The organism is Streptomyces sp. NPDC023481 (genome assembly GCF_055560195.1).
The window spans coordinates 195,172-217,198 of sequence record NZ_JBVHJE010000010.1; the positions used below are offsets into that span (position 1 = coordinate 195,172).

Below are 22,027 nucleotides of genomic sequence, written 5' to 3' on the forward strand. Positions count from 1 at the left end.
AGGCGGTCCCGCGCGGCGGCCGAGGTACCAGGTACAGCGGTCACGCACGGCGGCCGAGGCACGACGGCCAGGTAAGCGGCCGAGCAGGACGGCCAGGTAGGGCGAAGGGGCGGCTCCCGGGTGGAACCGCCCCTTCCCCATGGCCTGTCGCGCGGGCGCCTTACAGGGCCACGCCCAGGAGCGCGTCCACCGCGCGGGTCACCAGACCCGGTGCGCCCGCGTCCGTGCCGCCCTGCTCCTCCTGGCGGGCCGCCCAGCGGTCCACCGCCGCGAGCGCGGTGGGGGCGTCCAGGTCGTTCGCCAGGGCCTCGCGGATCTCCTCCACGAGGGCGTCGGCGGAGGGCCCGTCGGGGCGGGAGACGGCCGCCCGCCAGCGGGCGAGGCGGGTGAGGGCGTCCTGGAGGACCTGGTCGGTCCACTCCCAGTCGGCGCGGTAGTGGTGGGCGAGGAGGGCCAGGCGGATGGCGGCCGGGTCGACGCCGTCGCGGCGGAGCCGGGAGACGAAGACCAGGTTGCCCTTGGACTTGGACATCTTCTCGCCGTGCAGGGCGACCATGCCGGCGTGGACGTAGGCCTTGGCCATGGGGAACTCGCCGGTGAGCACCTGGGCGTGCGAGGCGCCCATCTCGTGGTGCGGGAAGGCGAGGTCGGAGCCGCCGCCCTGGACGTCGAAGCCCATGCCGAAGTGGTCGAGGGCGATGGCCACGCACTCGATGTGCCAGCCGGGCCGGCCCGGGCCGAGGGTGGCGCCGTCCCAGCTGGGCTCGCCCTCGCGGGCCGCCATCCACAGCATCGGGTCGAGCGGGTTCTTCTTGCCCGGGCGGTCCGGGTCGCCGCCGCGCTCGGCGGACAGCAGCCGCATGGCGGCGGCGTCCAGGTTCGAGACCTCGCCGAAGTGCGGGTCGGACTCGACCGAGAAGTAGATGTCGCCTTCCAGCTCGTAGGCCGCGCCGAGTTCGCGCAGCCGCTCCACGAGCGGCACGATGCCGGGTATGGCCTCGACGGCGCCTATGTAGTGCTTCGGCGGGAGCATCCGCAGGGCGGTCATGTCCTCGCGGAAGAGGGCCGTCTCCCGCTCGGCGAGGGCGACCCAGTCGATGCCGTCCCGGTCCGCCCGCTCCAGCAGCGGATCGTCGACGTCGGTGACGTTCGTGACGTAGTGGACCTGCCGCTTGGTGTCGAGCCACACGCGCTGGACGAGGTCGAACGCGTTGTAGGTCGCCGCGTGACCCAGGTGGGTCGCGTCGTACGGCGTGATGCCGCACACGTAGATACGGGCGACGGGACCGGGGTCGAGGGTGACGAGGCCGCCGGTCGCGGTGTCGTGGATCCTCAGGTCGCGGCCCTGACCAGGCAGGGCGGGGACCTCGGAAGCGGGCCAGGCATGCATGTACATGAGCCTAACCGGCGCCGAGCCGCGATCACGAACGGGATCACGCCGGATGGCCGGGTTCGCGCTCTTGTATCTCGACGCCGGATGTGCTTACACCGGCGGCCAGGGGATGGCCGGCCACTCGCCGCTCGGCTCCGGGTGCCGGCCCGAGGTGAGCAGGGCGTCGATCCGCGCGCGCGTGGCGTCGATCTCGGCCGCGGTGATCAGCGCGGCCAGCCGCCGGCCCAGCTCCCCCGCCAGGCCGTCCCCGAGCCTCTTGAGGACGTCGACGGCCTCCGGGGTCAGGGGTTCCCCGGCCCAGCCCCACAGCAGGGTGCGCAGTTTGTTCTCGACGTTGAAGGTGACGCCGTGGTCGATGCCGTAGAGCCTGCCGTCGGCGGTGGGCAGCAGATGGCCGCCCTTGCGGTCGGCGTTGTTGATGACCGCGTCCAGCACGGCGAGCCGGCGCAGCCGCTCGTCGTCGGCGTGCACCAGCAGCGCGGTGCGGCCCTCGCCGACCTCGGCGAGGCCGATCGCCTTCCAGCCCGGCTCCGGCTCCTCGGCGTCGACGAGGGCGAGCAGCTCCGCGTCGGCGTGCACGTCGATCCACAGCTGGCACATGCCCTCGCCGTACGGCCCGTCGCGCAGCACGGTGGGGGGCACGAGCCCCCAGCCGGTGGCCTCGGAGACCTCGTAGGCGGCCACCTCGCGGCCGGCGAGGGTGCCGTCGGGGAAGTCCCACAGCGGGCGCTCCCCGGCCACCGGCTTGTACACGCAGGAGGCTTCCCGGCCGTCCAGGGCGACCGTGCAGAACAGCGCCGCGTTGGACGCCTCGCGGATCCGGCCGCGCACGGTCAGCTCACCCCGGGCGAGCAGCCCGGCGGGGTCGTCGGGGCCGGCCGTCAGGCTCCGCGGCGGTATCCGTTCTGGCGCGGACATACGTGTCCTTCCGGATCGAGCGGGAGGCTGCACAGCGGGCACGGTGGCCGCCCGGCGTTGACGATGTCGAGGGCGCGCTTGGCGAAGGCCCTCGCCTGCGCGCCGGTCAGCCGGACCCGCAGCATCGGGGGTCCGTTCTCCTCGTCCTGGAGCAGCCGCTCCTCGGCCTCGGCGAGGTCCTCCTCGGTGTCGGCCTCCAGCTCGACCAGGGCCTGGGCCTCGACGATCATGCGCTGTTCCTCACCGTCCCAGGCCAGCGCCATGGTGCCGACGCGGAACTCCTCCTCGACGGGGGTGTCGAGCGGGGCGGTGTCGGTGATCTCGGCGGGCGCCACGGCGGGGACGGGGGCGCTGCCGCCACTACGCCGGACGACCTCGTCCAGCAGTTCTTCCATGCGCTCGGCGAGCGCGGCGACCTGGGTCTTCTCCAGGACCACACTGGTCACCCGGGGGCCGGCGATGGCCTGGAGGAAGAAGGTACGGCGCCCGGGCAGTCCGACCGTGCCGGCCACGAAGCGGTCCGGCTGGTCGTAGAGGAACACCTGACGGGACACGTCCTGTCTCCATTGAATTCGTGGTTTCGAGCGGTTCAGCGGTGCGTGCCGTGCGGATACGCGACGCGGTGGGTCGCTTCACCCTACTGCGGCGGACGATCACGGTGCGCCCGCACCACCCCCGACGGGTGCGTCGCCGCCGTCACCTGGTTCCTCGCGGGGGGCGAGCGCGGCGAAGTCTCCGGTGTCGCCGAGCCGGACGAGGTAGGGCCGCAGGCGGGTGTAGCGGATGGCGGTGACGGAACAGGGCTCCACGGAGATCCGCTGGAAGAGGTCGAGGTGGAGGCCGAGGGCCTCGGCGACGAGCGACTTGATGATGTCACCGTGGGAGCACACCAGGTAGACGGCGTCGGCGCCGTGTTCGCGTTCCACGCGCGCGTTCCACTCGCGTACGGCCTCGGCGGCGCGGGTCTGCATGGCCCGCATGGACTCCCCGCCGGGGAAGGCGGCGGCGGACGGGTGCGCCTGGACGACCTCCATCAGCGGCTCGTCCGTCAGTTCGGCGAGCTTGCGGCCGGACCAGTCGCCGTAGTCGCATTCCGTGAGCCGCTCCTCGGTGTGGCTGCGCAGGCCGGGGCGGGCCTCCAGCAGTGGCCGTACGGTCTCCTGGCAGCGCTGGAGCGGGCTGGTGACGACCTCCGCGATCGGCAGGCCGGCCAGCCGTGCGGGCAGGGCGGCGGCCTGCGCGGCCCCGCGCTCGTCCAGGGCGACGCCGGGGGTCCGGCCGGCGAGCACGCCGGAGGTGTTGGCGGTGGAACGTCCGTGCCTTACGAGGATCAGCGTGGGCATGCGGACCAGGGTAGGCGCATCACCCGGTGCGCCGGCGGGCGGGCGAGGGGAGAATGCGCACCGTGATCGTGGACTGCGCCATCTACCGGCACGGACACCGTACCGAGGGCCCGGAGGACCTCTCCGACGCGCTCGCCGAGGCGCGGGCCGCGGGCGGGTTCGTGTGGATCGGGCTGTACGAGCCCTCGGAGCGGGAGTTCGGCCTCGTCACCGACGAGTTCGGGCTGCACCCGCTGGCCGTCGAGGACGCCCTCAAGGCCCATCAGCGGCCCAAGCTGGAGGTGTACGACGACTCGCTGTTCATGGTGATCAAACCGGTCGTGTACGAGCCCGACAGCGACGCCGTGTCGGCCGGCGAGGTGATGGTCTTCGTCGGCGACAGCTTCGTGGTGACCGTCCGGCACGGCGAGGGTGCGCCGCTGGCGGCGGTGCGGCGCCGGCTGGAGGAGGAGCCGGAGCTGCTCGACAAGGGGCCGACGGCGGTGCTGTACGCGATCGCGGACGCGACCGTCGACCACTATCTGGAGGTGGCGACGGAGCTGCAGACCGACCTGGACGAGCTGGAGGCGCAGGTGTTCCAGCCGGAGTCCGGCAGCTCCCGCAACACCGCATCCCGGATCTACACCTTCAAGCGGCAGGTCCTGGAGTTCCGGCGGGCCACCGGGCCGCTGGCGCTGCCGCTGGGCCGGCTGGCCGGGAGCGGTCCGCTCGGCGGGGACGTGCCGTTCGTGCACGACAAGGCGCGGCCCTTCTTCCGGGACGTGGGCGACCACCTCACGCGCGTGAACGAGTCCGTGGAGGCCCTGGACCGGCTGGTGTCGGACATCCTGTCGGCCCACCTGGCGCAGATGAGCGTGCGGCAGAACGACGACATGCGGAAGATCTCGGCGTGGGCGGCGATGGCCGCGGTCCCCACGATGATCGCGGGGATCTACGGCATGAACTTCGACCACATGCCCGAGCTGCACTGGGTGTGGTCGTATCCGGCGGTGATCCTGCTGATGGCCGTGCTGGAGGTGGGGCTGTACCGGCTGTTCAAGCGGCGCGGCTGGCTGTGAGAGGGCCACGACGTGGGGCGGGCCGGCTCGCCCGGACGGCGGAGCGGCGGGCTCGCCGGGGGGCGGCCGCGGAAGCGGGGAAAGAAGGGCCGCGCGGGTCGTAACCGTGCGGCGCCGGGCGCGTTGTTCCCCGTGACGGCCGTGGCGGGGAAGACCCCCGAGCCCCCACCACGGCCGCTGAAACCCCCTGGCGTTACGCGAGTCCGGCGCGCTCCAGGGCCTCGCTGCCGGCCCGCAGGGACGCGATCCGCTCCTCCAGCGTGAAGCCGGCCGGGGCCAGGCTGAGGGTGGTGACCCCCGCGGCGGCGTACTGCTTCATCCGGTCGGCGATCCGGTCGACGGAGCCCAGCAGGGTGGTCTTGTCGATGAGGTCCTGGGGGATCGCGGCGGCGGCCCCCTGCTTGTCCCCGGACAGGTACTTCTGCTGGATGTCGGCGGCCTCCTTCTCGTAGCCCATGCGCTGGGCGAGCCGGTTGTAGAAGTTCTGCTTGGCGCTGCCCATGCCGCCGACGTAGAGCGCGGTGTACGGGCGGAAGGTGTCGGCGAGGCGGGAGACGTCCTTGTCGTCGCCGACGGCGAGCGGCAGGGTCGGGCACACGTCGAAGCCGTCGAGCGTCAGACCCGCCTTCTCCCGGCCCGCGCGCAGGTGCGTGATCGTGGTCTCCTCCAGGTGCTCGGCGGAGGGGAAGATGAGCAGCGCGCCGTCGGCGATCTCGCCGGTCTGCTCCAGGTTCTTCGGGCCGATCGCGGCGATGTACAGCGGGATGTGCTCGCGCTGCGGGTGCACGGTCAGCTTGATCGGCTTGCCCGGGCCGCCGGGCAGCGGCAGCGTCCAGTGCTCGCCCTCGTACGTCAGCCGCTCCCGGGTCATCGCCCGGCGGACGATCTCCACGTACTCGCGGGTGCGGGCCAGCGGCTTGTCGAACTTGACGCCGTACCAGCCCTCGGAGACCTGCGGGCCGGAGACGCCGAGGCCGAGCCGGAACCGGCCGCCGGAGAGCGAGTCCAGCGTGGCCGCGGTCATCGCGGTCATCGCGGGCTGCCGGGCCGGGATCTGGAAGATGGCCGAGCCGACGTCGATGCGCTCGGTCTGCGCGGCGACCCAGCTGAGTACGGTGGCCGCGTCGGAGCCGTAGGCCTCGGCGGCCCAGCACACCGCGTAGCCCAGCCGGTCGGCCTCCTGCGCCACGGCCAGGTTGTCGCCGTCCATTCCGGCACCCCAGTAGCCGAGGTTGATCCCGAGCTGCATGGCCGATTCCCCTTACCCATCAGTAACGTGCCTGTCGGGGTGACCTTAGCGCGGGGGCGGGCGCCGGGGGCAGGGTGTGGGGGTCGGGGGTGGGACCGGATGTGGGGCCGGGGGTGACGCTGGATGCGGGGGCCGGGTGGGCGTCGCGTGAGGGCAGCCTCACCGGGGTGTCCACACAGCCGTCCCGGTTGTCCACAGGCCACCCACCGCACCGTTCTGGCCAGTAATCTCCCCCGCATGGAGCAGAGGCATCTCGGCCGGACCGGCCTGCGTGTGTCCCGGGTGGGGCTCGGCACCCTCACCTGGGGCCGGGACACCGACGAGCACGACGCCGCGGACATGCTGAAGGCGTTCTGGGAGGCCGGCGGCACCCTGGTCGACACCGCGGACGTGTACGGCGACGGGGAGGCGGAGTATCTGCTCGGGCAGCTCATGGACGGCCTCGTTCCGCGCCGTGACCTGGTCATCTCCACCAAGGCGGGCAGCGTCCCCGACCCCGACCGCCGCTTCGACGGCTCCCGCGGCCATCTGCTCGCCGCGCTCGACGCCTCCCTGGGCCGCCTGGGCACGGACCACGTCGACGTGTGGCACATCCACGCCTACGATCCCGACACCCCGCTGGAGGAGACGCTGCACGCCCTCGACCTCGCGGTGAGCAGCGGCCGGGCGCGGTACGCCGGCGTCTCCAACTTCTGCGGCTGGCAGCTGGCCAAGGCGGCCACCTGGCAGCTCGCCGCGCCGGGCCGGACCCGGCTGGCCAGCACCCAGATGGAGTACTCGCTGCTGCAGCGGGGCGTGGAGCGCGAGGTGCTGCCGGCCGCGCTCGACCTGGGCGTGGGGCTGCTGCCGTCCTCCCCGCTGGGCCGGGGCGTGCTCACCGGCAAGTACCGGCACACCACTCCCCCGGACTCGCGTGGTGCCTCGGAGCACCTGGCGCCGTTCGTCGAGCCGTACCTGGACGACACCGCGACCCGGATCGTGGACGCGGTGACCACGGCCGCGGACGGGCTCGCGGTCACCCCGCTCCAGGTGGCCCTCGCCTGGGTGCGGGACCGGCCCGGGGTGGCCGCGCCGATCGTCGGCGCGCGCAACGCGCAGCAGCTCACGGCGGCGTTGTCAGTGGAGGCGCTTAGTCTTCCTGACGAGATCTGCCGGGCGCTGGACGATGTGTCGGCGCCCGTGCACCGCTACCCCGATCACGACTGGAGCACGCTGTGAGCACGGAGCCGGAGACCACGGAGAACACCGGACCGGGGACACCGGACACCCGTGAGATCCCGGCCGGGGGCGTCGGGGCGGGGCGCGTCGGGGACGGGGGGACGGAAGCGGCTGACGGTACGGAGACGGCCGAGGGCACGGAGGCCTCCGGCGGTGGGGAAGGCGCCGGGGCGGGTGCCGGTGACGAGACCGGCGCCGGGGCCGAGGGCGGTGCCGGGGCCAAGGATGGTGCCGGTGACGAGACCGGTGCCCGGGCCGAGGGCGGTGCCGACGGCGAGGGCGGTGCCGGGGCCGAAGATGGTGCCGGGGCCGAGGGTGGTGCCGCGGCCAAGGATGGTGCCGGTGACGAGACCGGGGCCGAGGGCGGGGTCGGTGGCGGGGCCGATGCCGCTGGGGCCCTGTCCGAGGCGGAGGCCGAGTTGGCCGCTCAGCGGGTCGAGCGGGAGCGGATCGAGCGGCGCAAGGCCGAGAAGAGGAAGAGCCCGATCGAGAGCGGCGGCAAGCTGAGCGGCACCGCGGCCGACCTGCTCGCGGCCGTCCGGGCCGTGGAGAGCGGCGAGAAGCCGACGGCCACCGTGTTCGCGGTGCCCGCGCCCGCACCGCGCCGCCCCGCTCCGGAGCCGGGGCGCAGGCCCCAGCCCGTGCCCGCGCCGGTCGCGCCGAGCGGTCCCGCCCCGGAGGCCGTCGACGCCGTGCGCCGGGTGCTGACCGAGGGCGGTGCCCCCGACGCCCTGGCCCCCCAGGTCGCCGCGGTCCTCGGCGAGGGCGCCGACACCGCGCTGCGGGAGGACCCCTGGCTGCTGCTCCGGGTCGCCGGGGTGCGGCCGGAGCAGGCCGACGGCTTCGCGCGGGCGCTGCTCGGCGCCGACTGCGCCCCCGACGACGAGCGGCGGGGCCGCGCGGTGACCGTCTGGCTGCTGGAGCAGGCCGCCGTGGCCGGGCACACCGCCCTGGAGCTGCCGGTGCTCACCACGGCGCTGGGCCGGCAGGGCGTACCGGACCCGGACGCGGCGGTGCAGGCCACTCTCGCCGAGGGCGAGGCGCTGGCGTTCCAGGACGCCCTGGAGGAGCCCGGCGCCCCCGCGCCCCGGGACGCCGGCGCCGGTGAGGACGCCGAGGAGGAGCGGGAGCGGCCGGTCCGGGTCCTCGTCGGCCTGGAGCGGTACGCACTGGCCGAGGAGAGCCTCGCCGACGGCCTGGCCCGGCTGGTCAACTCCCCGTCGCAGGAGGCCGGGCAGGACTGGGAGGCGGTCGCCGCCGGGTTGTCCGGCGGGGCGGCCGAGCTGGCCCGCGCGGTCGCCGGGCACGGCTTGGTGCTGCACACCGGCGGGGAGGCTGCCCGCGCCGAGCCGGCCGCGCTGCTCGGTGCCGCCCGCGCCGCGGGCCTGCGGGCCCTCGCCGTCTGCCACACCCCGGACGGGCGCGGGCGGCTGGCCGCGCTCGTGGGCGGGGACGGGGAGCCCACGGAGCGGGGCGTGGGCACGGTCGCCGGGCTGCTGGCCGGCGCCGAGGGCCCGGGCCGGGACGCGGACGGCGCCCTGGAACTCGACCTGCTGATCGTGCTGGACGCGCCCCAGCTGGACGTGGAGGGCGCCGCGATGCTGGTGGAGTCGCTGCCCGACGGGGCCCGGCTGGTGCTGAGCGGCGACCCCGGGGTGCTGTGGTCGGCCGGTCCCGGCCGGGTCTTCGCCGACCTGCTCGCGGCCCGGACCTGCCCGCACATCGTCTCCCGCGTCCCCGATCCGGGCCCGCTCGGCGAGCTGGTCTCCGGCGTCGGCGTCGGCGAGCTGAACCAGGTCGCCGCCCCGGGCAAGGAGGTCGTCATCGTGCCGGTGCGGGACGCGGGCGAGGCCGTGCACCGGACGGTGCAGCTCGTCGCGGACTCGGTGCCGAGGGCGATCGGTGTCCCGGCCGACCAGACCGTGGTGATCACCCCGGGCCACGGCGGAGCCGCGGGCACCCGCGCGCTCAACTCCGCCCTGAAGGAGCGCCTCAACCCCGGCCCCGGCCGGTTCGGCGGCTTCGACCCCGGTGACCGCGTCGTCCACTCCCCCGCCCCGGGGCGTGCGGTGCCGGGCGTGGTGGTGAAGGCCGACGCCGAGGGGCTGCACCTGTCGTGCGCCGGCGCCCCCGTCGTCGTACCGCCGGAGCGGGTGGAGGGCCTGGTCCGGCACGGCTGGGCACTGACCGCGCACCAGGCGGTGGGCGCCCGCTGGGCGGCGGCGGTCGTGGTCCTGCCCGGCGATGCCGTGCAGGCGCTCAGCCGCCCCTGGGTGTACACGGCGTTCGGGCGGGCGGAACGGCACCTGTCCGTGGTCCACGGCGTGGAGCAGGCCCTGCCGAAGGCGGTCGCGGACATCGCGCCGAAGCCCCGTACGACCCGTCTGCAGACCCTGCTGCGCCCGCAGGAGGCCTGAAGGACGGCGGGCGTTCCGGCGGTGCGGTAACTAGCTCGGGCCGGTTACCGCACCGCCGCCCCGCTCACTTCTCGGCGTCGAGCGGCTCCAGCTCCTCGTCGCCGTCCTCGGTGTCCTCGTCGTCGACGAAGTCGATGTCGTCGTCCGCGCCGACGGAGACGTCGTCGTCGAAGACCGCGCTCACGTCGAACCGGCACACCACCTGCTGCGCGTCGACGTGCTCGAACGGCGCCTCCAGCCACTCCCCGGCCTCGGGTGGCTCCTCGGAGGCGGTGACCCAGAGCGTGGAGTCGCCCTCCTCCAGGCCGAACTCCTTGTGCCGGGACGCGATCTCGTCCGGTTCGAACTCACCGAAGAGGATGCCCAGCGCCCCGGGGAGGGACGCGGCGGCACGGTCCTCGTCCACGCCGTCGAACTCCGCCGCCTCCACCCGGTGGGCCTGCGCCAGCAGCCGCTGGGGCTCCGCCACGGTGTAGTCGCGGCGGATCAGCACACTGATCGCGTGCGGTTCGTCCGGGCCCGCGTACGGCGGCAGCATGTCCTCCGCACCGGGGATCTCGAAGGGCGTGACCTCGTCGTAGCGGTCGTAGAGCAGCTCGTCGTACACCTCGGCGGCAGCGGCCAGCTGGTTGAACGCCTCGGAGACGGCCGGGTCGTCCTCCCCCGACCTGCGTTCGACCGCGGCCAGATGACGGTCGAGCGCGGTCTTGATCGCCTCGGCGGCGGCGCGTACCTCGGCAGCGGTGGGCTGCGCAGCATCAGACATAGTGCAGACGCTATCCGTACCGGGCACCAGCCCGCACAATAGATGCGATGCCGGAATACGAATTTGTCGACGTGTACGTGCCTCGCGGGGTCTCCCGCAAGGAGGCCACACGTCTGCTGACGGACCATGCCGAGTACGGACACTGGGAGTTGGACCGACTGAGCCTGCTGCGTGACGGCAGCCGCAGGGTGCGGTTGCGCCGGCGGATCATCCGCCAGGTGCGTGCCACCTGGTGAGGCAGGACATGTGACCGGACATGCCGGAAGCGGGCCCCGCCGGCATGGCAGGGCCCGCTCCGCTCGGGATCACGCCGTGGCCCGCGCCTTGCGGTAGAGCACCGCGCCCGCGAGCAGTGCGCCCGCGCCGGCCGGCAGGGCGATGCCGAGCGGCACCTCGTTGCCCGTGTGCGCGAGCTGGGCGGTGTGCAGCGGCTCGGTGGAGCGACCCGCCTCGGCCGTCGTGACCTGGGACGCACCGTGGGCCGTGGAGCCGCCGGTCCCGGTGCCCGGGCCGGAGTGACCGGGCGTGCCGGAGCCGCCCGGGGTACCAGGATGCCCGGGGTGGCCGGGATGACCAGGGGTCCCGGGATTACCGGGAGACCCAGGGGTTCCGGGATTCCCCGGCTGCCCCGGCTGACCGGGATGCCCCGGGTGCCCGGGGTGACCCGGGTGGCCCGGGTGGCCCGGATGTCCGGGCGGAGTGCCGGGCCCGTGCCCGTGTCCGCCCCCGTTGGCGCAGTCGTCGTCCGTCGTGGCGTTGCCGACCCCGATGACATCGACGCTGTTGCCGCAGACGTTCACCGGGACGTCGATCGGTACCTGCACGGTGTTCCCGGAGCCGACGCCCGGCGAGCCGCCGGTGTGGCCGCTCGCGTGCGAGCCGCCGGAACCGCCGTGCCGGTATCCGCCCCCCGGAGTACCGCTGTCGTTGACACACCTGTTGCCCACCGACGGGTTGAGCAGACCGACGACGTTCACGGTGTTGCCGCAGATGTTCACCGGCGCGTGCACCGGCACCTGCACGGTGTTGCCGGACAGTACGCCCGGTGAACCGGCGGCGGCGCCCACCGCGCCCGAGTCGGCGTGTGCGTAGCCGCCCGCGGCGGCGATCACGCCGGTCGCGGCGGCCATCGTCATCAGGCCCTTGCGCGTGCCCTGTCGCATGCTGAGTTCCCCCCTGCCTTCCATGTCTTCGTGCGGAAGACCGGTCGGCCCCGGAGCGCATGGCGCGCGCTCCGGGGCCGACGGCCCGTCCAAGGACGCCCCTCAGGGAGTCGACGTCACTTGTTGACGCAGGCGTTGCCGAAGGCGGGGTTCAGGAGCCCGATCACGTTGATCGTGTTGCCGCACACGTTCACCGGGACGTGGACGGGCACCTGGATGACGTTGCCGGACACCACGCCCGGGGAGTGCACGGCGGCACCCTGGGCACCGGCGTCGGCGACGGCCAGGCCCGCGCCCGCGAGAACCAGCCCACCGGTGGCAGCCGCAGCAGCGACGACCTTCTTGATCATTGTTCCTCCTCGTTGGCAATGCGACCCCAAGGTTCGGGATCACATCAGCTGTAACGAGGAGGGGCTGATGAAGCTACGAACCGATCGTCGCATTCACCCTTCTCAGTCGGTGCCGTACGCCTGCCCGAATACCTGGGGGCAGAGCGTCACGACGCGTCGATGAACCGGTCGAGCACCCGCACGCCGAACCGCAGCCCGTCCACCGGCACCCGCTCGTCCACGCCGTGGAACATGCCGGCGAAGTCCAGCTCCGGCGGCAGCTTCAGCGGGGCGAAGCCGAAACCGCGGATGCCGAGGTCGTCGAAGGACTTGGCGTCGGTGCCGCCGGAGAGCATGTAGGGGATCGCCTTGGCGGTGGGGTCCTCGGCGAGCAGCGCGGACTGCATGGCCTCCACCAGCGCGCCGTCGAAGGTGGTCTCGACCGCCTTGTCGGCGTGCACGTCCTCGCGGCGGACCCGCGGGCCGAGCAGCCGGTCGAGGTCGGCGAGGAACTCCTCCTCGTGGCCGGGCAGGAACCGGCCGTCGACATGGGCGGTGGCCTCGCCCGGGATGACGTTGACCTTGTAGCCGGCGTTCAGCTGGGTGGGGTTGGCGGTGTTGCTCAGGGTGGCGCCGATCAGCTTGGCGATGCCGCCGAGCTTGGCGAGGGTGGACTCCATGTCCTCCGGGTCCAGCTCGGTGCCGAGCGCGTCGCCGAGTTCGTCCAGGAAGGCCCGGGTGGTCTTGGTGACCCGGACGGGGAACCTGTGGCGGCCGACCCGGGCGACCGCCTCGGACAGCTCGGTGATGGCGTTGTCGCGGTGGATCATCGACCCGTGCCCGGCGGTCCCGGCCACGGTCAGCTTCATCCAGTGCATGCCCTTCTCGGCCGTCTGGATCAGGTACAGCCGGCGCTGGTCGTTCACGGTGAAGGAGAAGCCGCCGACCTCGCTGATCGCCTCGGTGACGCCCTCGAACAGCTCGGGGTGGTGGTCGACGAGGTGGCGGGCGCCGTAGGTGCCGCCGGCCTCCTCGTCGGCGAGGAAGGCGACCACGATGTCCCTCGGGGGCCGGCGCCCGCTGCGCAGCCGGTCGCGGACGACCGCCAGCGTCATGGCGTCCATGTCCTTCATGTCGACGGCTCCGCGCCCCCACACGCACCCGTCGGCGATCTCGCCGGAGAACGGGTGGTGGGTCCAGTCGTCGGCGTTGGCCGGTACGACGTCCAGGTGGCCGTGGATGAGCAGCGCGGGCCGGGACGGGTCCTCGCCCTCGATACGGGCCACCGTGGAGGCGCGGCCGGGATGGGACTCGTAGATCTTCGGCTCCAGCCCGACCTCGGCGAGCTTCCCGGCGACCCACTCGGCGGCCTTGCGCTCGCCGGGGCCGGAGTGGTCGCCGTAGTTGCTGGTGTCGAACCGGATCAGCTCGCGGCAGAGGTCCACGACCTCGTCCTCGCCGGTGACGCTCCTGGCCGTGTCCGTCTCGCTCACGTGCTTCCTCCCGCTGTCACTGCTGGTGGTTCCCCTCATCCTCTCCCCGCTCCCGCTCCGGGCCCAAGACCGGCCCCGGCCCGACACACGCCGTTCACGGCCGGCCGGCCGCGGGCCGGGGGGTGATCAGCCACCCCCGAAAGCCTGGTAATGTTTCCTTCGTCGCCGCGAGGAAGACCCCGCCACGAGGGAGAACCCCGCACGACAGACACCTTGTCCGGGTGGCGGAATGGCAGACGCGCTAGCTTGAGGTGCTAGTGCCCTTTATCGGGCGTGGGGGTTCAAGTCCCCCCTCGGACACCAGCCGGTGAGGCCCCTGCTCTGCGGGGGCCTTCGTCGTTTGTGGGTGGGGTTTTCTAGACTTGTGGGGTGGCCCGGGTCAACGACGCGGTCGAGGCGCTTCTGCGGGAGTACGCCGATCTGATCGCGATCACCGGAGGCGACGCCTTCAAGGCGCGCGCCTACGAGAAGGCGGCGCGGGCGATCGGCGGGTATCCCGCGGACGTGTCCACGCTGGACGCCGAGGGGCTGCGGGAGATCCCGAACGTGGGCCGGTCGATCGCCGACAAGGTGGCCGAGTACCTGCGCACGGGCCGGATGGCGGTGGTCGAGGAACGGCGGGCGAGGATCCCCGCCGGGGTGCGCGAGCTGATCACGATCCCGACCCTGGGTCCGAAGAAGGCGCTGCGGCTCTACGAGGACCTGCACATCTCGTCGGTGAGCGAGCTGGCCGCGGCCATCGAGGCGGACGCGCTGGCCGATCTGAAGGGCTTCGGCGAGAAGACGCAGGACAACATCCGGCACGGGATCGAGCTGCTCCGGCGGGCGGGTGCGCGGGTGCCGTTGTCGTTGGCGCTGGGCACCGCCGAGGGGATCGTCGGGGAGTTGTCGGCGGTGACGGGCTGCAAGCGGTGCGCGTACGCCGGTTCGCTGCGCCGGATGCGGGAGACGGTAGGCGATCTGGACGTGCTGGTCGCCGCGCGGCGGTCGGCGCCGTTCATGGACGCGCTGTGCGGGCTGCCGGCCACCGCCGAGGTCGTCGCGCGGGGGACGAAGAAGACGTCGGTGCGCACCGGCGAGGGCCTCCAGGTCGATCTGCGGGTGGTGCCGCCCGAGTCGTGGGGCGCCGCGATGCAGTACTTCACCGGTTCCAAGGCGCACAACATCCGTACCCGGACCATCGCCGTGCACCGGGGGCTGAAGCTCTCGGAGTACGGCGTGTTCGACACCGGGAGCGGGGAGTCGGTCGCGTCCCGTACCGAGGAGGAGGTGTACGCGCGGTTGGGGCTGCCGTGGATCGCGCCGGCGCTGCGGGAGGACCGCGGGGAGATCGAGGCGGCGCTGGGCGAGGGGCTGCCGGAGCTGGTGACCGAGCGGGACATCCGCGGTGACCTGCACACGCACACCGATCTCACGGACGGTCTGGCCTCGCTGGAGGCGATGGTGGAGGCCGCCGCCGAGCGCCGGTACGCGTACTACGCGGTCACCGACCACGCGCCCCGCCTGTACATGCAGCGCATGACGGAGGAGAAGATCCTCACCCAGCGGGAGCGGCTGCGCGAGCTGGACGGGACCCGGCGCGGGATGCGGCTGCTGCACGGCACCGAGCTGAACATCGGTCCGGACGGCGAGGTGGACTGGCCGCAGGAGTTCCTGGCCGGTTTCGATCTGTGCGTGGCCTCGCTGCACTCGCACTTCGACCTGGACCGGGCGGCGATGACACGGCGGCTGGTGCGGGCCTGCGAGAACCGGTACGTCCACATCATCGGGCACCCCACGACCCGGCTGATCGGCAGGCGGCCGGGGGTGGACGCCGACTGGGACGAGGTGTTCGCCGCGTGCGCGCGCACCGGGACCGCGCTGGAGGTCAACGCCCAGCCGGACCGGCTCGACCTGCGCGACGAGGACATCCTGCGGGCCCGGGAGCACGGCGTGAAGTTCGCCGTGAACACCGACGCGCACTCCGTCCCGCACCTCGCGCAGCTGCGCTTCGGGGTGGGCACCGCGCAGCGCGGCTGGCTCACCCGCGAGGACGTGGTCAACACCTGGCCGCTGACGCGGTTGCGCCGGTTCCTGCGCAAGGACGGGCGGAGCTGAGGGGCGGGGTCAGGTTCGCCCCGGGCCGGACGGCTGGGCGTGGGTGCGGGCCATGTGGTCCGTGAACCAGTCGCGGGCCAGCTCGGTCACCTGTTCCAGGGTGCCGGACTCCTCGAAGAGGTGGGTGGCGCCGGGGACCACCGCGAGCCGGTTCTCGCAGCGCAACAGCGCCTGTGCCTGCCGGTTGAGGTCGAGGACCAGCGGGTCGGCGCCGCCGACGACGAGCAGCGTGGGTGCCGTGACCGCGGCCAGCCGGGGTCCGGCGAGGTCGGGCCGGCCGCCGCGGGAGACGACCGCGGCGGGCCGTGCCTCGGGGTCGGCGGCGGCCCACAGCGCGGCGGCCGCACCGGTGCTGGCGCCGAACCAGCCGACGGCGAGCCCTTCGGCGTCGGGTTGCCGGCGCAGCCAGCGGGTGGCGTCGAGCAGCCGGCCGGCCAGCAGGGCGATGTCGAACACGTTGCCCCGGTCGGCCTCCTCGGCGTCGGTGAGCAGGTCGAACAGCAGGGTGGCCAGCCCGGCCCGGTGCAGTCCCTCGGCGACGAACCGGTTGCGCGGGCTGTGCCGGCTGCTGCCGCTGCCGTGGGCGAAGACCACCACGCCGGTGGCGCCGTCGGGGACGGTGAGCCGCCCGCCGAGCCGGACGGCCCCGGCGGTCACGGTCACCTCGCGGTCGGCGGGTCCGGCGCCCGCGGTGTGCCGGTGCCGTCGCGCGGCGCGGCGGAGGCAGGCGGTCACCTCCTCGTCGGCGACCTGGGCGAAGTCGGCGTAGAACTGGCCGACCGCGGCGAAGTCCCAGGGGGTGTGCAGGCAGACCATGTCGTCGGCGTCGTCGCCGAGCCGCCGGGTGAAGTCCCGGGGAGCGACGGGGACGGCCAGGACGATACGGGCCGCGCCGCGGGCCCGCGCGATCCGGCAGGCGGCGCGCGCGGTGGAGCCGGTGGCGACGCCGTCGTCCACCACGACGGCGGTCCGTCCGGCGACGGGGACCGCGGGGGCGGCGCCCCGGTAGCGCGCGGCCCGCTCGTGCAGCACGCCCCGTTCGCGTTCCTCGACGGCGGCGAGGGCCGCGTCGGAGACGCCGGTGCCGCGCAGCACCTCCTCGTTGATCACGCGGATGCCGTCCTCGCCGATCGCCCCCATGCCCAGTTCGGGTTGGTACGGCACGCCGAGCTTGCGGACCAGGCAGACGTCCAGGGGCGCGTCGAGGGCGTCGGCGACCTGGGCGGCGACCGGCACCCCTCCGCGGGGCAGCCCGAGCACCACCACGTCCTGGCCCCTGAGGTACCCGAGGCGCTCGCCCAGCCGGCGGCCCGCTTCGAGGCGGTTGCGGAAGTGCACGGCGGCGCTCCCTCACTCCCGGGGCAGCCAGAGCGGCACCGGGGCGTCCGTGTCGGCGGCTCCCGTCGCCTTCATGTCGCCGTCGGCGGCGCGCAGCAGCATGCGGCCCATGGCGATGAGCGCGCGTCCGGCGGCGAGTTCGTCGCCGATCTCCGGCATGGCCCGGTCGTAGGGGTTGCGGCGGGCCTCCGCGTGGCTCTCCAGGACGTTGTCCCCGGTGTCCAGGATGATCCGGGCCGTGGTGTCCGGGTCGTGCTCGCACAGGTAGACGTTCAGCCGCCACTCCTTGACGGCGTGACGGCTGCTGACGGGTCCGGTCATCGTCGGCCACCTCGCTCCGCGGATCGTGCCGCGACGGGCCGTCGGCCTCGTGCCGGTCCGTCGTGGCTGGTCGCGCAGTTACCCGCGCCCCTGCGGGCGCTCAAGTCCGGCACTTCCACTGTGCACCCGACCCGCGGCGGACGCCTCCCCTGCCGCGGGCAGAATGGGGCCATGACCTCGCCTACCTGCCCGTGCGGGCTCCCCCGGTCCTACGACGACTGCTGCGGCCGCTTCCACGCGGGAGCGGCGGCCGCGCCGACCGCCGAGCTGCTGATGCGGTCGCGGTACAGCGCGTTCGTGAAGGGTGACGCGGGGTATCTGCTGCGCACCTGGCATCCGCGGACCCGGCCGGAGCGGCTGGACCTGGACCCGCGCATGCGGTGGACGGGGCTGGAGATCCTGGACACCGCCGACGGGTCCGCCTTCCACGGCACCGGCACGGTGACCTTCCGGGCGTCCTACCGGGGCGGTTCGCTGCACGAGCGGAGCCGGTTCGAGCGGGTGGACGGGGCGTGGGTGTACGTGGACGGGGACTTCATCCAGTAGTCGGACGCGTGGTCACCCGGTGGTCCGTGGCTGGGGCTGGGGCGCGAGGATGTCCAGTTCCTGGAGGGCGCCGACGGTGATCTGCCGGGTGAGTTCCTCGGCGCGGGCCGCGTCGCCGGCCCGGACCGCCTCGGCCACCCGCACGTGCAGGGTGACGGCCGCCGGGTCGGGGTCCTCGAACATGACCTCGTGGTGGGTGCGTCCTGCCAGCACCTCGGCGACGACGTCGCCGAGCCGGGCGAACATCTCGTTCCCGGAGGCGGTGAGGACGACCCGGTGGAAGGCGATGTCGTGGACCAGGTACTTCTCGAGCCGGTGGCCGCGTGAGTTGGCGACCATGCCGAGGGCGCACTCGGTGAGTTCGGCGCACTGCTCGGCCGTGGCGTGCCGGGCGGCGAGGCCGGCCGCGACGGGTTCGACCGCGGAGCGCAGCACGGTGAGTGAGCGCAGTTGGTGCGGGCGGTCGGCGCCGGCCAGGCGCCAGCGGATGACCTGGGGGTCGTAGACGTTCCACTCGGCCTTGGGGCGGACGGTGACGCCGACCCGGCGGCGGGACTCGACCAGGTGCATGGACTCCAGCACGCGGACCGCCTCGCGCATCACCGAGCGCGACACCTCGAAACGCTGGGCCAGCTCGTCGGTGCGCAGAACACTGCCCGGCGGGTACTCGCCCGCCGTGATCGCGGGGCCGAGGGTGTCCAGTACATGGCCGTGCAGCCCCCGGCCCGGTGTGCTCATGCACTCAGCGTACGACCTGGATCACGGAGACAAAAAGTCAGACTTATACATCACAGACTCTTGAATTTGTCATACCTAATGGGTTTCAGTGTGGCGACGCCGCAGTGGCGTCGGATGTCGAGGAAGACAGCGAGGCAGTCATGCGTACCCCCCAGGTCGTCGTCGTGATGGGCGTCGCGGGGACGGGCAAGACCACGATCGGTCCCCTGCTCGCCGCGCGGCTGGGCGTCCCGTACGCCGAGGGCGACGACTTCCACCCGCAGGCCAACATCGCCAAGATGTCGGCCGGGATCCCGCTCGACGACAGCGACCGGTGGCCGTGGCTGGACGCCATCGGGCACTGGGCGCACGGCCGGGCCGGTCTGGGCGGGGTGGTCAGCAGCTCGGCGCTGAAGCGGTCGTACCGCGACCGGCTCCGCTCCGTGGCCCCCGGGATCGTGTTCCTGCACCTCAGCGGCGACCGGAAGCTGATCGAGGAGCGGATGGGGCAGCGGCGGGGGCACTTCATGCCGACCGCGCTGCTGGACTCCCAGTTCGCCACGCTCCAGCCGCTCCAGCCGGACGAGGCCGGCGTGGCCGTGGACGTCGAGGGCAGCCCGCAGGAGATCACCGAACGGGCCGTGCGGGCCCTGGACGCGCTTCCCGTCGCGTCCGAGTGACAGCTCCCGTATCCGAGTAGGACCTCGCACATCCGAGCAACACCTCATCCCCGTCCCCCGTAACCCAAGGGAACCCCCGTGACCAGACTCAGCGTCGAGATGCTGGCAGCGGACGCACCGGCGCCGATCACCTCCGCCGGCCATGCCCAGCTGGGCATCGCCGTCCTGGTGGGCATCGCCGTCATCGTCCTGCTCATCACCAAGTTCAAGCTCCATGCCTTCCTGGCGCTGACCGTCGGGTCGCTGGTGCTCGGGGCGGTCGCCGGGGCGCCCCTGGACAAGGCCATCACCAGCTTCACCACCGGGCTCGGCTCCACCGTGGCCGGCGTCGGTGTCCTGATCGCGCTCGGGGCGATCCTGGGCAAGCTGCTCGCCGACTCCGGCGGCGCCGACCAGATCGTGGACACGATCCTCGCCAAGGCCGGCGGGCGGGCGATGCCGTGGGCGATGGTGCTGATCGCCTCCGTGATCGGCCTGCCGCTGTTCTTCGAGGTCGGCATCGTGCTGCTGATCCCGGTCGTGCTGATGGTCGCCAAGCGCGGCAACTACTCCCTGATGCGGATCGGCATCCCGGCGCTGGCCGGTCTGTCCGTGATGCACGGCCTGATCCCGCCGCACCCGGGCCCGCTGGTCGCGATCGACGCGGTCAAGGCCAACCTGGGCGTGACCCTGGCGCTCGGCATCGTCGTCGCCGTCCCGACGGTGATCATCGCCGGTCCGCTGTTCTCGAAGGTCGCGGCCCGCTGGGTGGACGTGCCGGCGCCCGACCGGATGCTGCCGCAGCGCCCCTCGGAGGAGCTGGAGCGCCGGCCGGGCTTCGGCGCGACGCTCGCCACCGTGCTGCTGCCGGTGGTGCTGATGCTGGCCAAGGCGCTGGTGGACATCGTCGTCGACGACCCGGCGAACCGGACCCAGCGCGTCTTCGACGTCGTCGGCTCCCCGCTGATCGCCCTGCTCGCCGCCGTGCTCGTCGCCTTCTTCACTCTGGGCCGGCCCGCCGGGTTCACCAGGGGCCGGCTGCAGCAGACCGTGGAGAAGGGCCTGATGCCCATCGCCGGCATCCTGCTGATCGTGGGCGCGGGCGGCGGCTTCAAGCAGACGCTGATCGACTCGGGGGTGGGCCAGATGGTCCTGGACATCTCCAAGGACTGGTCGATCCCGGCGCTGCTGCTGGCCTGGCTGATCGCGGTGGCGATCCGGCTGGCGACCGGCTCGGCGACGGTGGCGACGGTCTCGGCGGCCGGTCTGGTCGCGCCGCTCGCGGCCGACATGTCGACCGCGCACACGGCGCTGCTCGTCCTGGCCGTCGGCGCGGGCTCGCTCTTCTTCAGCCATGTCAACGACGCCGGTTTCTGGCTGGTGAAGGAGTACTTCGGGCTGAGCGTGGGGCAGACCGTCAAGACCTGGTCGGTGATGGAGACGATCATCTCGGTGGTGGCAGGCGGCCTGGTGCTGCTTCTCTCACTGATCGTCTAGGCCCCGCGACGCCGGCAGGATCCGAAAGAGAGGGCCCAGGGGGGTTACGGGCGCCAGAGCGGGTGTTCCCGCCGCGCCCACTCCTCGCTCACCGTGCCCGTCCTGAGGCCCGTCCGCGCCTCCGGGTCGCCCAGGGCCATGCCGACGTGGCCCGCCAGGACCACGCCGATCGTCAGGGCGAGCCAGTCGTGGACGAAGGTCGCCGAGGTGCGCCACACCAGCGGGGTGAGATGGGTGAACCACATCACCAGGCCGGTGCCGAGCATGACCAGGGTGGCGCCGGCGATCCAGGCGGCGTAGACCTTCTGGCCGGCGTTGAACTTGCCGGCGGGGCGCTCCTCGTGGCGCCGGTCGCGGCGCAGGGCGGCGCGCAGCCAGACCCGGTCGTGCGGGCCGAAGCGGTTGAGGAACCGCAGGTCGGCACGGAAGGCGCGGGAGGCCAGACCGAGCAGGACCGGCACCGGCAGGGCGACGCCCGCGCACTCGTGGACCCGCACGACCAGTTCCCGGCGGCCGACCGCCACCGCCAGCTGCGGGATGTAGAGGACGGCGGCGGTCAGCACGCACACGCCCATCAGCGCGGCCGTCGCGCGGTGCACCCACCGTTCGGCGCGGGTGAAGCGGTGGACGCGGGCGGCCGGCGGGGCCGGGGTCTCAGCTCGTAGGCTCATCGGTACGTCCGTTCGAGCGGCCGACCCAGGCGTCGACGTCGTAGCCGAGGTCCTCCCAGTAGCCGGGCCGCACCCGGTCGGTGACCGTGATGCCGGACAGCCACTTGGCGGACTTGTAGAAGTACATGGGGGCGACGTAGAGGCGGACCGGGCCGCCGTGGTCGTGGCCGATGTCCTTGTCCTGCATGCGCAGGGCGACCAGGACGTCCGGGCGGCGGGCCTGGGCGAGGGTGAGGCTCTCGGTGTAGGTGCCGTCGAAGCAGGTGAAGCGCAGGGCCCCGGCGGTGCGGTGGACGCCCGCCGCGTCGAGCAGGTGGGACAGCCGTACGCCCTGGAAGGGGGTGCCCGGGACCCGCCAGCCGGTGACGCACTGCACGTCCCGGACCAGCCGGGTCTGCGGCAGGGCGCGCAGGTCGGCGAGGGTGTAGGCACGGGGGTGGTCGACCAGGCCGTCGATGGTGAGGCGGTAGTCCGCCGCGGTGCGGTGCGGGACGGAGGCGGCGACGGAGTAGTAGCGGAAGCCGCCGCCGTTGGGCAGCAGCCCGGTCAGGCCGGTGGGGTCCTTGTCGGCGAGGCCGCCGAGGAAGCCTTCGAGGCCGCGTTGCAGCGCGGGCGCGGTGGCCACGCCGAGGGCGCCGAGGCCGAGGGTGCCGAGGAAGATCCGGCGGCCGATGGGCCGCCCTTCCGGCTCGGATGCCGGTGGGGGCTTCGGGCTCGGCTCCGGTTTCGGTTTCGGGTCCTCGGATCGTTCAGGGTTCACGTTTTCATTCGAGCACTCGGGGCCGCGCGCGGCCAGATGATCGGCGGACAGGTCAGACTTTCGTCATTCCTTAC

The 22,027-nt window shown here is 73.3% G+C and carries 22 protein-coding genes and 1 tRNA gene; 9 read left to right on the forward strand and 14 right to left on the reverse strand.

The annotated features are described in order from the left end of the window. Nucleotides 1-160 precede the first annotated feature (160 nt). The 4 genes from mshC to ACZ3ZD_RS21025 form a co-directional block, all read right to left on the reverse strand. On the reverse strand, nucleotides 161-1,390 hold the full coding sequence (gene mshC / locus ACZ3ZD_RS21010; protein ID WP_467399405.1) for a cysteine--1-D-myo-inosityl 2-amino-2-deoxy-alpha-D-glucopyranoside ligase: 1,230 nt from the start codon (nucleotides 1,388-1,390) through the stop codon (nucleotides 161-163). Nucleotides 1,391-1,483: 93 nt separating this feature from the next. Further along, nucleotides 1,484-2,311: an SCO1664 family protein gene (locus tag ACZ3ZD_RS21015; RefSeq protein WP_467399407.1), complete on the reverse strand. Its 828-nt coding sequence runs from the start codon at nucleotides 2,309-2,311 to the stop codon at nucleotides 1,484-1,486. Beyond that, complete coding sequence (locus ACZ3ZD_RS21020) at nucleotides 2,275-2,865, reverse strand: DUF3090 domain-containing protein (RefSeq protein ID WP_467399410.1); 591 nt, start codon at nucleotides 2,863-2,865, stop codon at nucleotides 2,275-2,277. Before ACZ3ZD_RS21020 ends, ACZ3ZD_RS21015 begins: the two co-directional genes overlap by 37 nt. Before the next feature lie 99 nt (nucleotides 2,866-2,964). Beyond that, nucleotides 2,965-3,654 (reverse strand): histidine phosphatase family protein, encoded by a 690-nt coding sequence (locus tag ACZ3ZD_RS21025; protein WP_467399412.1) that lies wholly within the window; start codon nucleotides 3,652-3,654, stop codon nucleotides 2,965-2,967. A 62-nt stretch (nucleotides 3,655-3,716) separates the two neighbouring features. Here ACZ3ZD_RS21025 and corA point away from each other — a divergent pair, with 62 nt between their 5' ends. After that, nucleotides 3,717-4,712 (forward strand): magnesium/cobalt transporter CorA, encoded by a 996-nt coding sequence (gene corA, locus ACZ3ZD_RS21030; RefSeq protein ID WP_467399623.1) that lies wholly within the window; start codon nucleotides 3,717-3,719, stop codon nucleotides 4,710-4,712. A 193-nt stretch (nucleotides 4,713-4,905) separates the two neighbouring features. Here corA and ACZ3ZD_RS21035 read toward each other — a convergent pair whose 3' ends face one another. Next, nucleotides 4,906-5,961 carry an LLM class F420-dependent oxidoreductase gene (locus ACZ3ZD_RS21035; RefSeq protein ID WP_467399414.1) on the reverse strand — a complete coding sequence of 352 codons (1,056 nt, stop codon included), beginning with the start codon at nucleotides 5,959-5,961 and terminating at the stop codon, nucleotides 4,906-4,908. 237 nt (nucleotides 5,962-6,198) lie between these two features. Here ACZ3ZD_RS21035 and ACZ3ZD_RS21040 point away from each other — a divergent pair, with 237 nt between their 5' ends. Further along, nucleotides 6,199-7,179, forward strand: a complete 981-nt coding sequence (locus ACZ3ZD_RS21040; RefSeq protein WP_467399417.1) for an aldo/keto reductase — start codon at nucleotides 6,199-6,201, stop codon at nucleotides 7,177-7,179. Beyond that, entirely contained in the window at nucleotides 7,176-9,596 is a 2,421-nt protein-coding gene (locus tag ACZ3ZD_RS21045) for a helix-hairpin-helix domain-containing protein (RefSeq protein WP_467399419.1), read from the forward strand. The genes ACZ3ZD_RS21040 and ACZ3ZD_RS21045 overlap by 4 nt, the downstream gene beginning before the upstream one ends. Before the next feature lie 64 nt (nucleotides 9,597-9,660). Here ACZ3ZD_RS21045 and ACZ3ZD_RS21050 read toward each other — a convergent pair whose 3' ends face one another. Further along, entirely contained in the window at nucleotides 9,661-10,362 is a 702-nt protein-coding gene (locus ACZ3ZD_RS21050; RefSeq protein ID WP_467399422.1) for a hypothetical protein, read from the reverse strand. Nucleotides 10,363-10,409: 47 nt separating this feature from the next. On the opposite strand from ACZ3ZD_RS21050, the gene ACZ3ZD_RS21055 reads away from it, so the two are divergent. Then, nucleotides 10,410-10,598 (forward strand): DUF5703 family protein, encoded by a 189-nt coding sequence (locus ACZ3ZD_RS21055; protein ID WP_014671721.1) that lies wholly within the window; start codon nucleotides 10,410-10,412, stop codon nucleotides 10,596-10,598. A 69-nt stretch (nucleotides 10,599-10,667) separates the two neighbouring features. Here ACZ3ZD_RS21055 and ACZ3ZD_RS21060 read toward each other — a convergent pair whose 3' ends face one another. From ACZ3ZD_RS21060 to ACZ3ZD_RS21070, 3 genes are all read right to left on the reverse strand, one after another. Then, nucleotides 10,668-11,525 carry a chaplin gene (locus ACZ3ZD_RS21060; protein WP_467399424.1) on the reverse strand — a complete coding sequence of 286 codons (858 nt, stop codon included), beginning with the start codon at nucleotides 11,523-11,525 and terminating at the stop codon, nucleotides 10,668-10,670. 116 nt (nucleotides 11,526-11,641) lie between these two features. Beyond that, nucleotides 11,642-11,875, reverse strand: a complete 234-nt coding sequence (gene chpH / locus ACZ3ZD_RS21065; protein ID WP_467399426.1) for a chaplin ChpH — start codon at nucleotides 11,873-11,875, stop codon at nucleotides 11,642-11,644. Between the two features lie 146 nt (nucleotides 11,876-12,021). Next, nucleotides 12,022-13,347, reverse strand: a complete 1,326-nt coding sequence (locus ACZ3ZD_RS21070) for a M20/M25/M40 family metallo-hydrolase (protein ID WP_467399429.1) — start codon at nucleotides 13,345-13,347, stop codon at nucleotides 12,022-12,024. Nucleotides 13,348-13,562: 215 nt separating this feature from the next. Here ACZ3ZD_RS21070 and ACZ3ZD_RS21075 point away from each other — a divergent pair. Both ACZ3ZD_RS21075 and polX read left to right on the forward strand, forming a co-directional pair. Further along, nucleotides 13,563-13,650 (forward strand) — tRNA-Leu (locus tag ACZ3ZD_RS21075). Nucleotides 13,651-13,716: 66 nt separating this feature from the next. Next, a complete protein-coding gene (polX, locus tag ACZ3ZD_RS21080) occupies nucleotides 13,717-15,444 on the forward strand; it encodes a DNA polymerase/3'-5' exonuclease PolX (protein ID WP_467399431.1) in 1,728 nt (575 codons plus the stop codon). 9 nt (nucleotides 15,445-15,453) lie between these two features. Here the strand turns inward: polX and ACZ3ZD_RS21085 are convergent, their stop codons facing one another. Further along, a complete protein-coding gene (locus ACZ3ZD_RS21085; protein WP_467399434.1) occupies nucleotides 15,454-16,782 on the reverse strand; it encodes a phosphoribosyltransferase family protein in 1,329 nt (442 codons plus the stop codon). Nucleotides 16,783-16,794: 12 nt separating this feature from the next. Next, on the reverse strand, nucleotides 16,795-17,103 hold the full coding sequence (locus ACZ3ZD_RS21090; protein WP_467399437.1) for a dsRBD fold-containing protein: 309 nt from the start codon (nucleotides 17,101-17,103) through the stop codon (nucleotides 16,795-16,797). 171 nt (nucleotides 17,104-17,274) lie between these two features. On the opposite strand from ACZ3ZD_RS21090, the gene ACZ3ZD_RS21095 reads away from it, so the two are divergent. After that, nucleotides 17,275-17,649: a YchJ family protein gene (locus ACZ3ZD_RS21095; protein ID WP_467399440.1), complete on the forward strand. Its 375-nt coding sequence runs from the start codon at nucleotides 17,275-17,277 to the stop codon at nucleotides 17,647-17,649. Between the two features lie 12 nt (nucleotides 17,650-17,661). Here the strand turns inward: ACZ3ZD_RS21095 and ACZ3ZD_RS21100 are convergent, their stop codons facing one another. Beyond that, nucleotides 17,662-18,387 (reverse strand): FadR/GntR family transcriptional regulator, encoded by a 726-nt coding sequence (locus ACZ3ZD_RS21100; protein WP_467399442.1) that lies wholly within the window; start codon nucleotides 18,385-18,387, stop codon nucleotides 17,662-17,664. A 140-nt stretch (nucleotides 18,388-18,527) separates the two neighbouring features. Here ACZ3ZD_RS21100 and ACZ3ZD_RS21105 point away from each other — a divergent pair, with 140 nt between their 5' ends. After that, a complete protein-coding gene (locus tag ACZ3ZD_RS21105; RefSeq protein WP_467399445.1) occupies nucleotides 18,528-19,046 on the forward strand; it encodes a gluconokinase in 519 nt (172 codons plus the stop codon). A gap of 78 nt (nucleotides 19,047-19,124) precedes the next feature. Next, entirely contained in the window at nucleotides 19,125-20,522 is a 1,398-nt protein-coding gene (locus ACZ3ZD_RS21110) for a GntP family permease (RefSeq protein WP_467399447.1), read from the forward strand. Nucleotides 20,523-20,566: 44 nt separating this feature from the next. Here ACZ3ZD_RS21110 and ACZ3ZD_RS21115 read toward each other — a convergent pair whose 3' ends face one another. Next, on the reverse strand, nucleotides 20,567-21,193 hold the full coding sequence (locus ACZ3ZD_RS21115) for a cytochrome b/b6 domain-containing protein (protein ID WP_467399449.1): 627 nt from the start codon (nucleotides 21,191-21,193) through the stop codon (nucleotides 20,567-20,569). After that, the gene (locus ACZ3ZD_RS21120; protein ID WP_467399451.1) at nucleotides 21,177-21,953 is read right to left on the reverse strand and encodes a molybdopterin-dependent oxidoreductase; all 777 of its coding nucleotides are present in this window, start codon (nucleotides 21,951-21,953) and stop codon (nucleotides 21,177-21,179) included. The genes ACZ3ZD_RS21115 and ACZ3ZD_RS21120 overlap by 17 nt, the downstream gene beginning before the upstream one ends. Nucleotides 21,954-22,027 lie beyond the last annotated feature (74 nt).

Bases quoted from the DNA above. Each gene is read 5' to 3' on its own strand.
- mshC (WP_467399405.1), bottom strand. From the start codon at position 1,390: ATGCATGCCTGGCCCGCTTCCGAGGTCCCCGCCCTGCCTGGTCAGGGC.
- ACZ3ZD_RS21015 (WP_467399407.1), bottom strand. From the start codon at position 2,311: ATGTCCGCGCCAGAACGGATACCGCCGCGGAGCCTGACGGCCGGCCCC.
- ACZ3ZD_RS21025 (WP_467399412.1), bottom strand. From the start codon at position 3,654: ATGCCCACGCTGATCCTCGTAAGGCACGGACGTTCCACCGCCAACACC.
- ACZ3ZD_RS21035 (WP_467399414.1), bottom strand. From the start codon at position 5,961: ATGCAGCTCGGGATCAACCTCGGCTACTGGGGTGCCGGAATGGACGGC.
- ACZ3ZD_RS21040 (WP_467399417.1), top strand. From the start codon at position 6,199: ATGGAGCAGAGGCATCTCGGCCGGACCGGCCTGCGTGTGTCCCGGGTG.
- ACZ3ZD_RS21050 (WP_467399422.1), bottom strand. From the start codon at position 10,362: ATGTCTGATGCTGCGCAGCCCACCGCTGCCGAGGTACGCGCCGCCGCC.
- ACZ3ZD_RS21055 (WP_014671721.1), top strand. From the start codon at position 10,410: ATGCCGGAATACGAATTTGTCGACGTGTACGTGCCTCGCGGGGTCTCC.
- ACZ3ZD_RS21060 (WP_467399424.1), bottom strand. From the start codon at position 11,525: ATGCGACAGGGCACGCGCAAGGGCCTGATGACGATGGCCGCCGCGACC.
- chpH (WP_467399426.1), bottom strand. From the start codon at position 11,875: ATGATCAAGAAGGTCGTCGCTGCTGCGGCTGCCACCGGTGGGCTGGTT.
- ACZ3ZD_RS21090 (WP_467399437.1), bottom strand. From the start codon at position 17,103: ATGACCGGACCCGTCAGCAGCCGTCACGCCGTCAAGGAGTGGCGGCTG.
- ACZ3ZD_RS21095 (WP_467399440.1), top strand. From the start codon at position 17,275: ATGACCTCGCCTACCTGCCCGTGCGGGCTCCCCCGGTCCTACGACGAC.
- ACZ3ZD_RS21100 (WP_467399442.1), bottom strand. From the start codon at position 18,387: ATGAGCACACCGGGCCGGGGGCTGCACGGCCATGTACTGGACACCCTC.
- ACZ3ZD_RS21105 (WP_467399445.1), top strand. From the start codon at position 18,528: ATGCGTACCCCCCAGGTCGTCGTCGTGATGGGCGTCGCGGGGACGGGC.
- ACZ3ZD_RS21115 (WP_467399449.1), bottom strand. From the start codon at position 21,193: ATGAGCCTACGAGCTGAGACCCCGGCCCCGCCGGCCGCCCGCGTCCAC.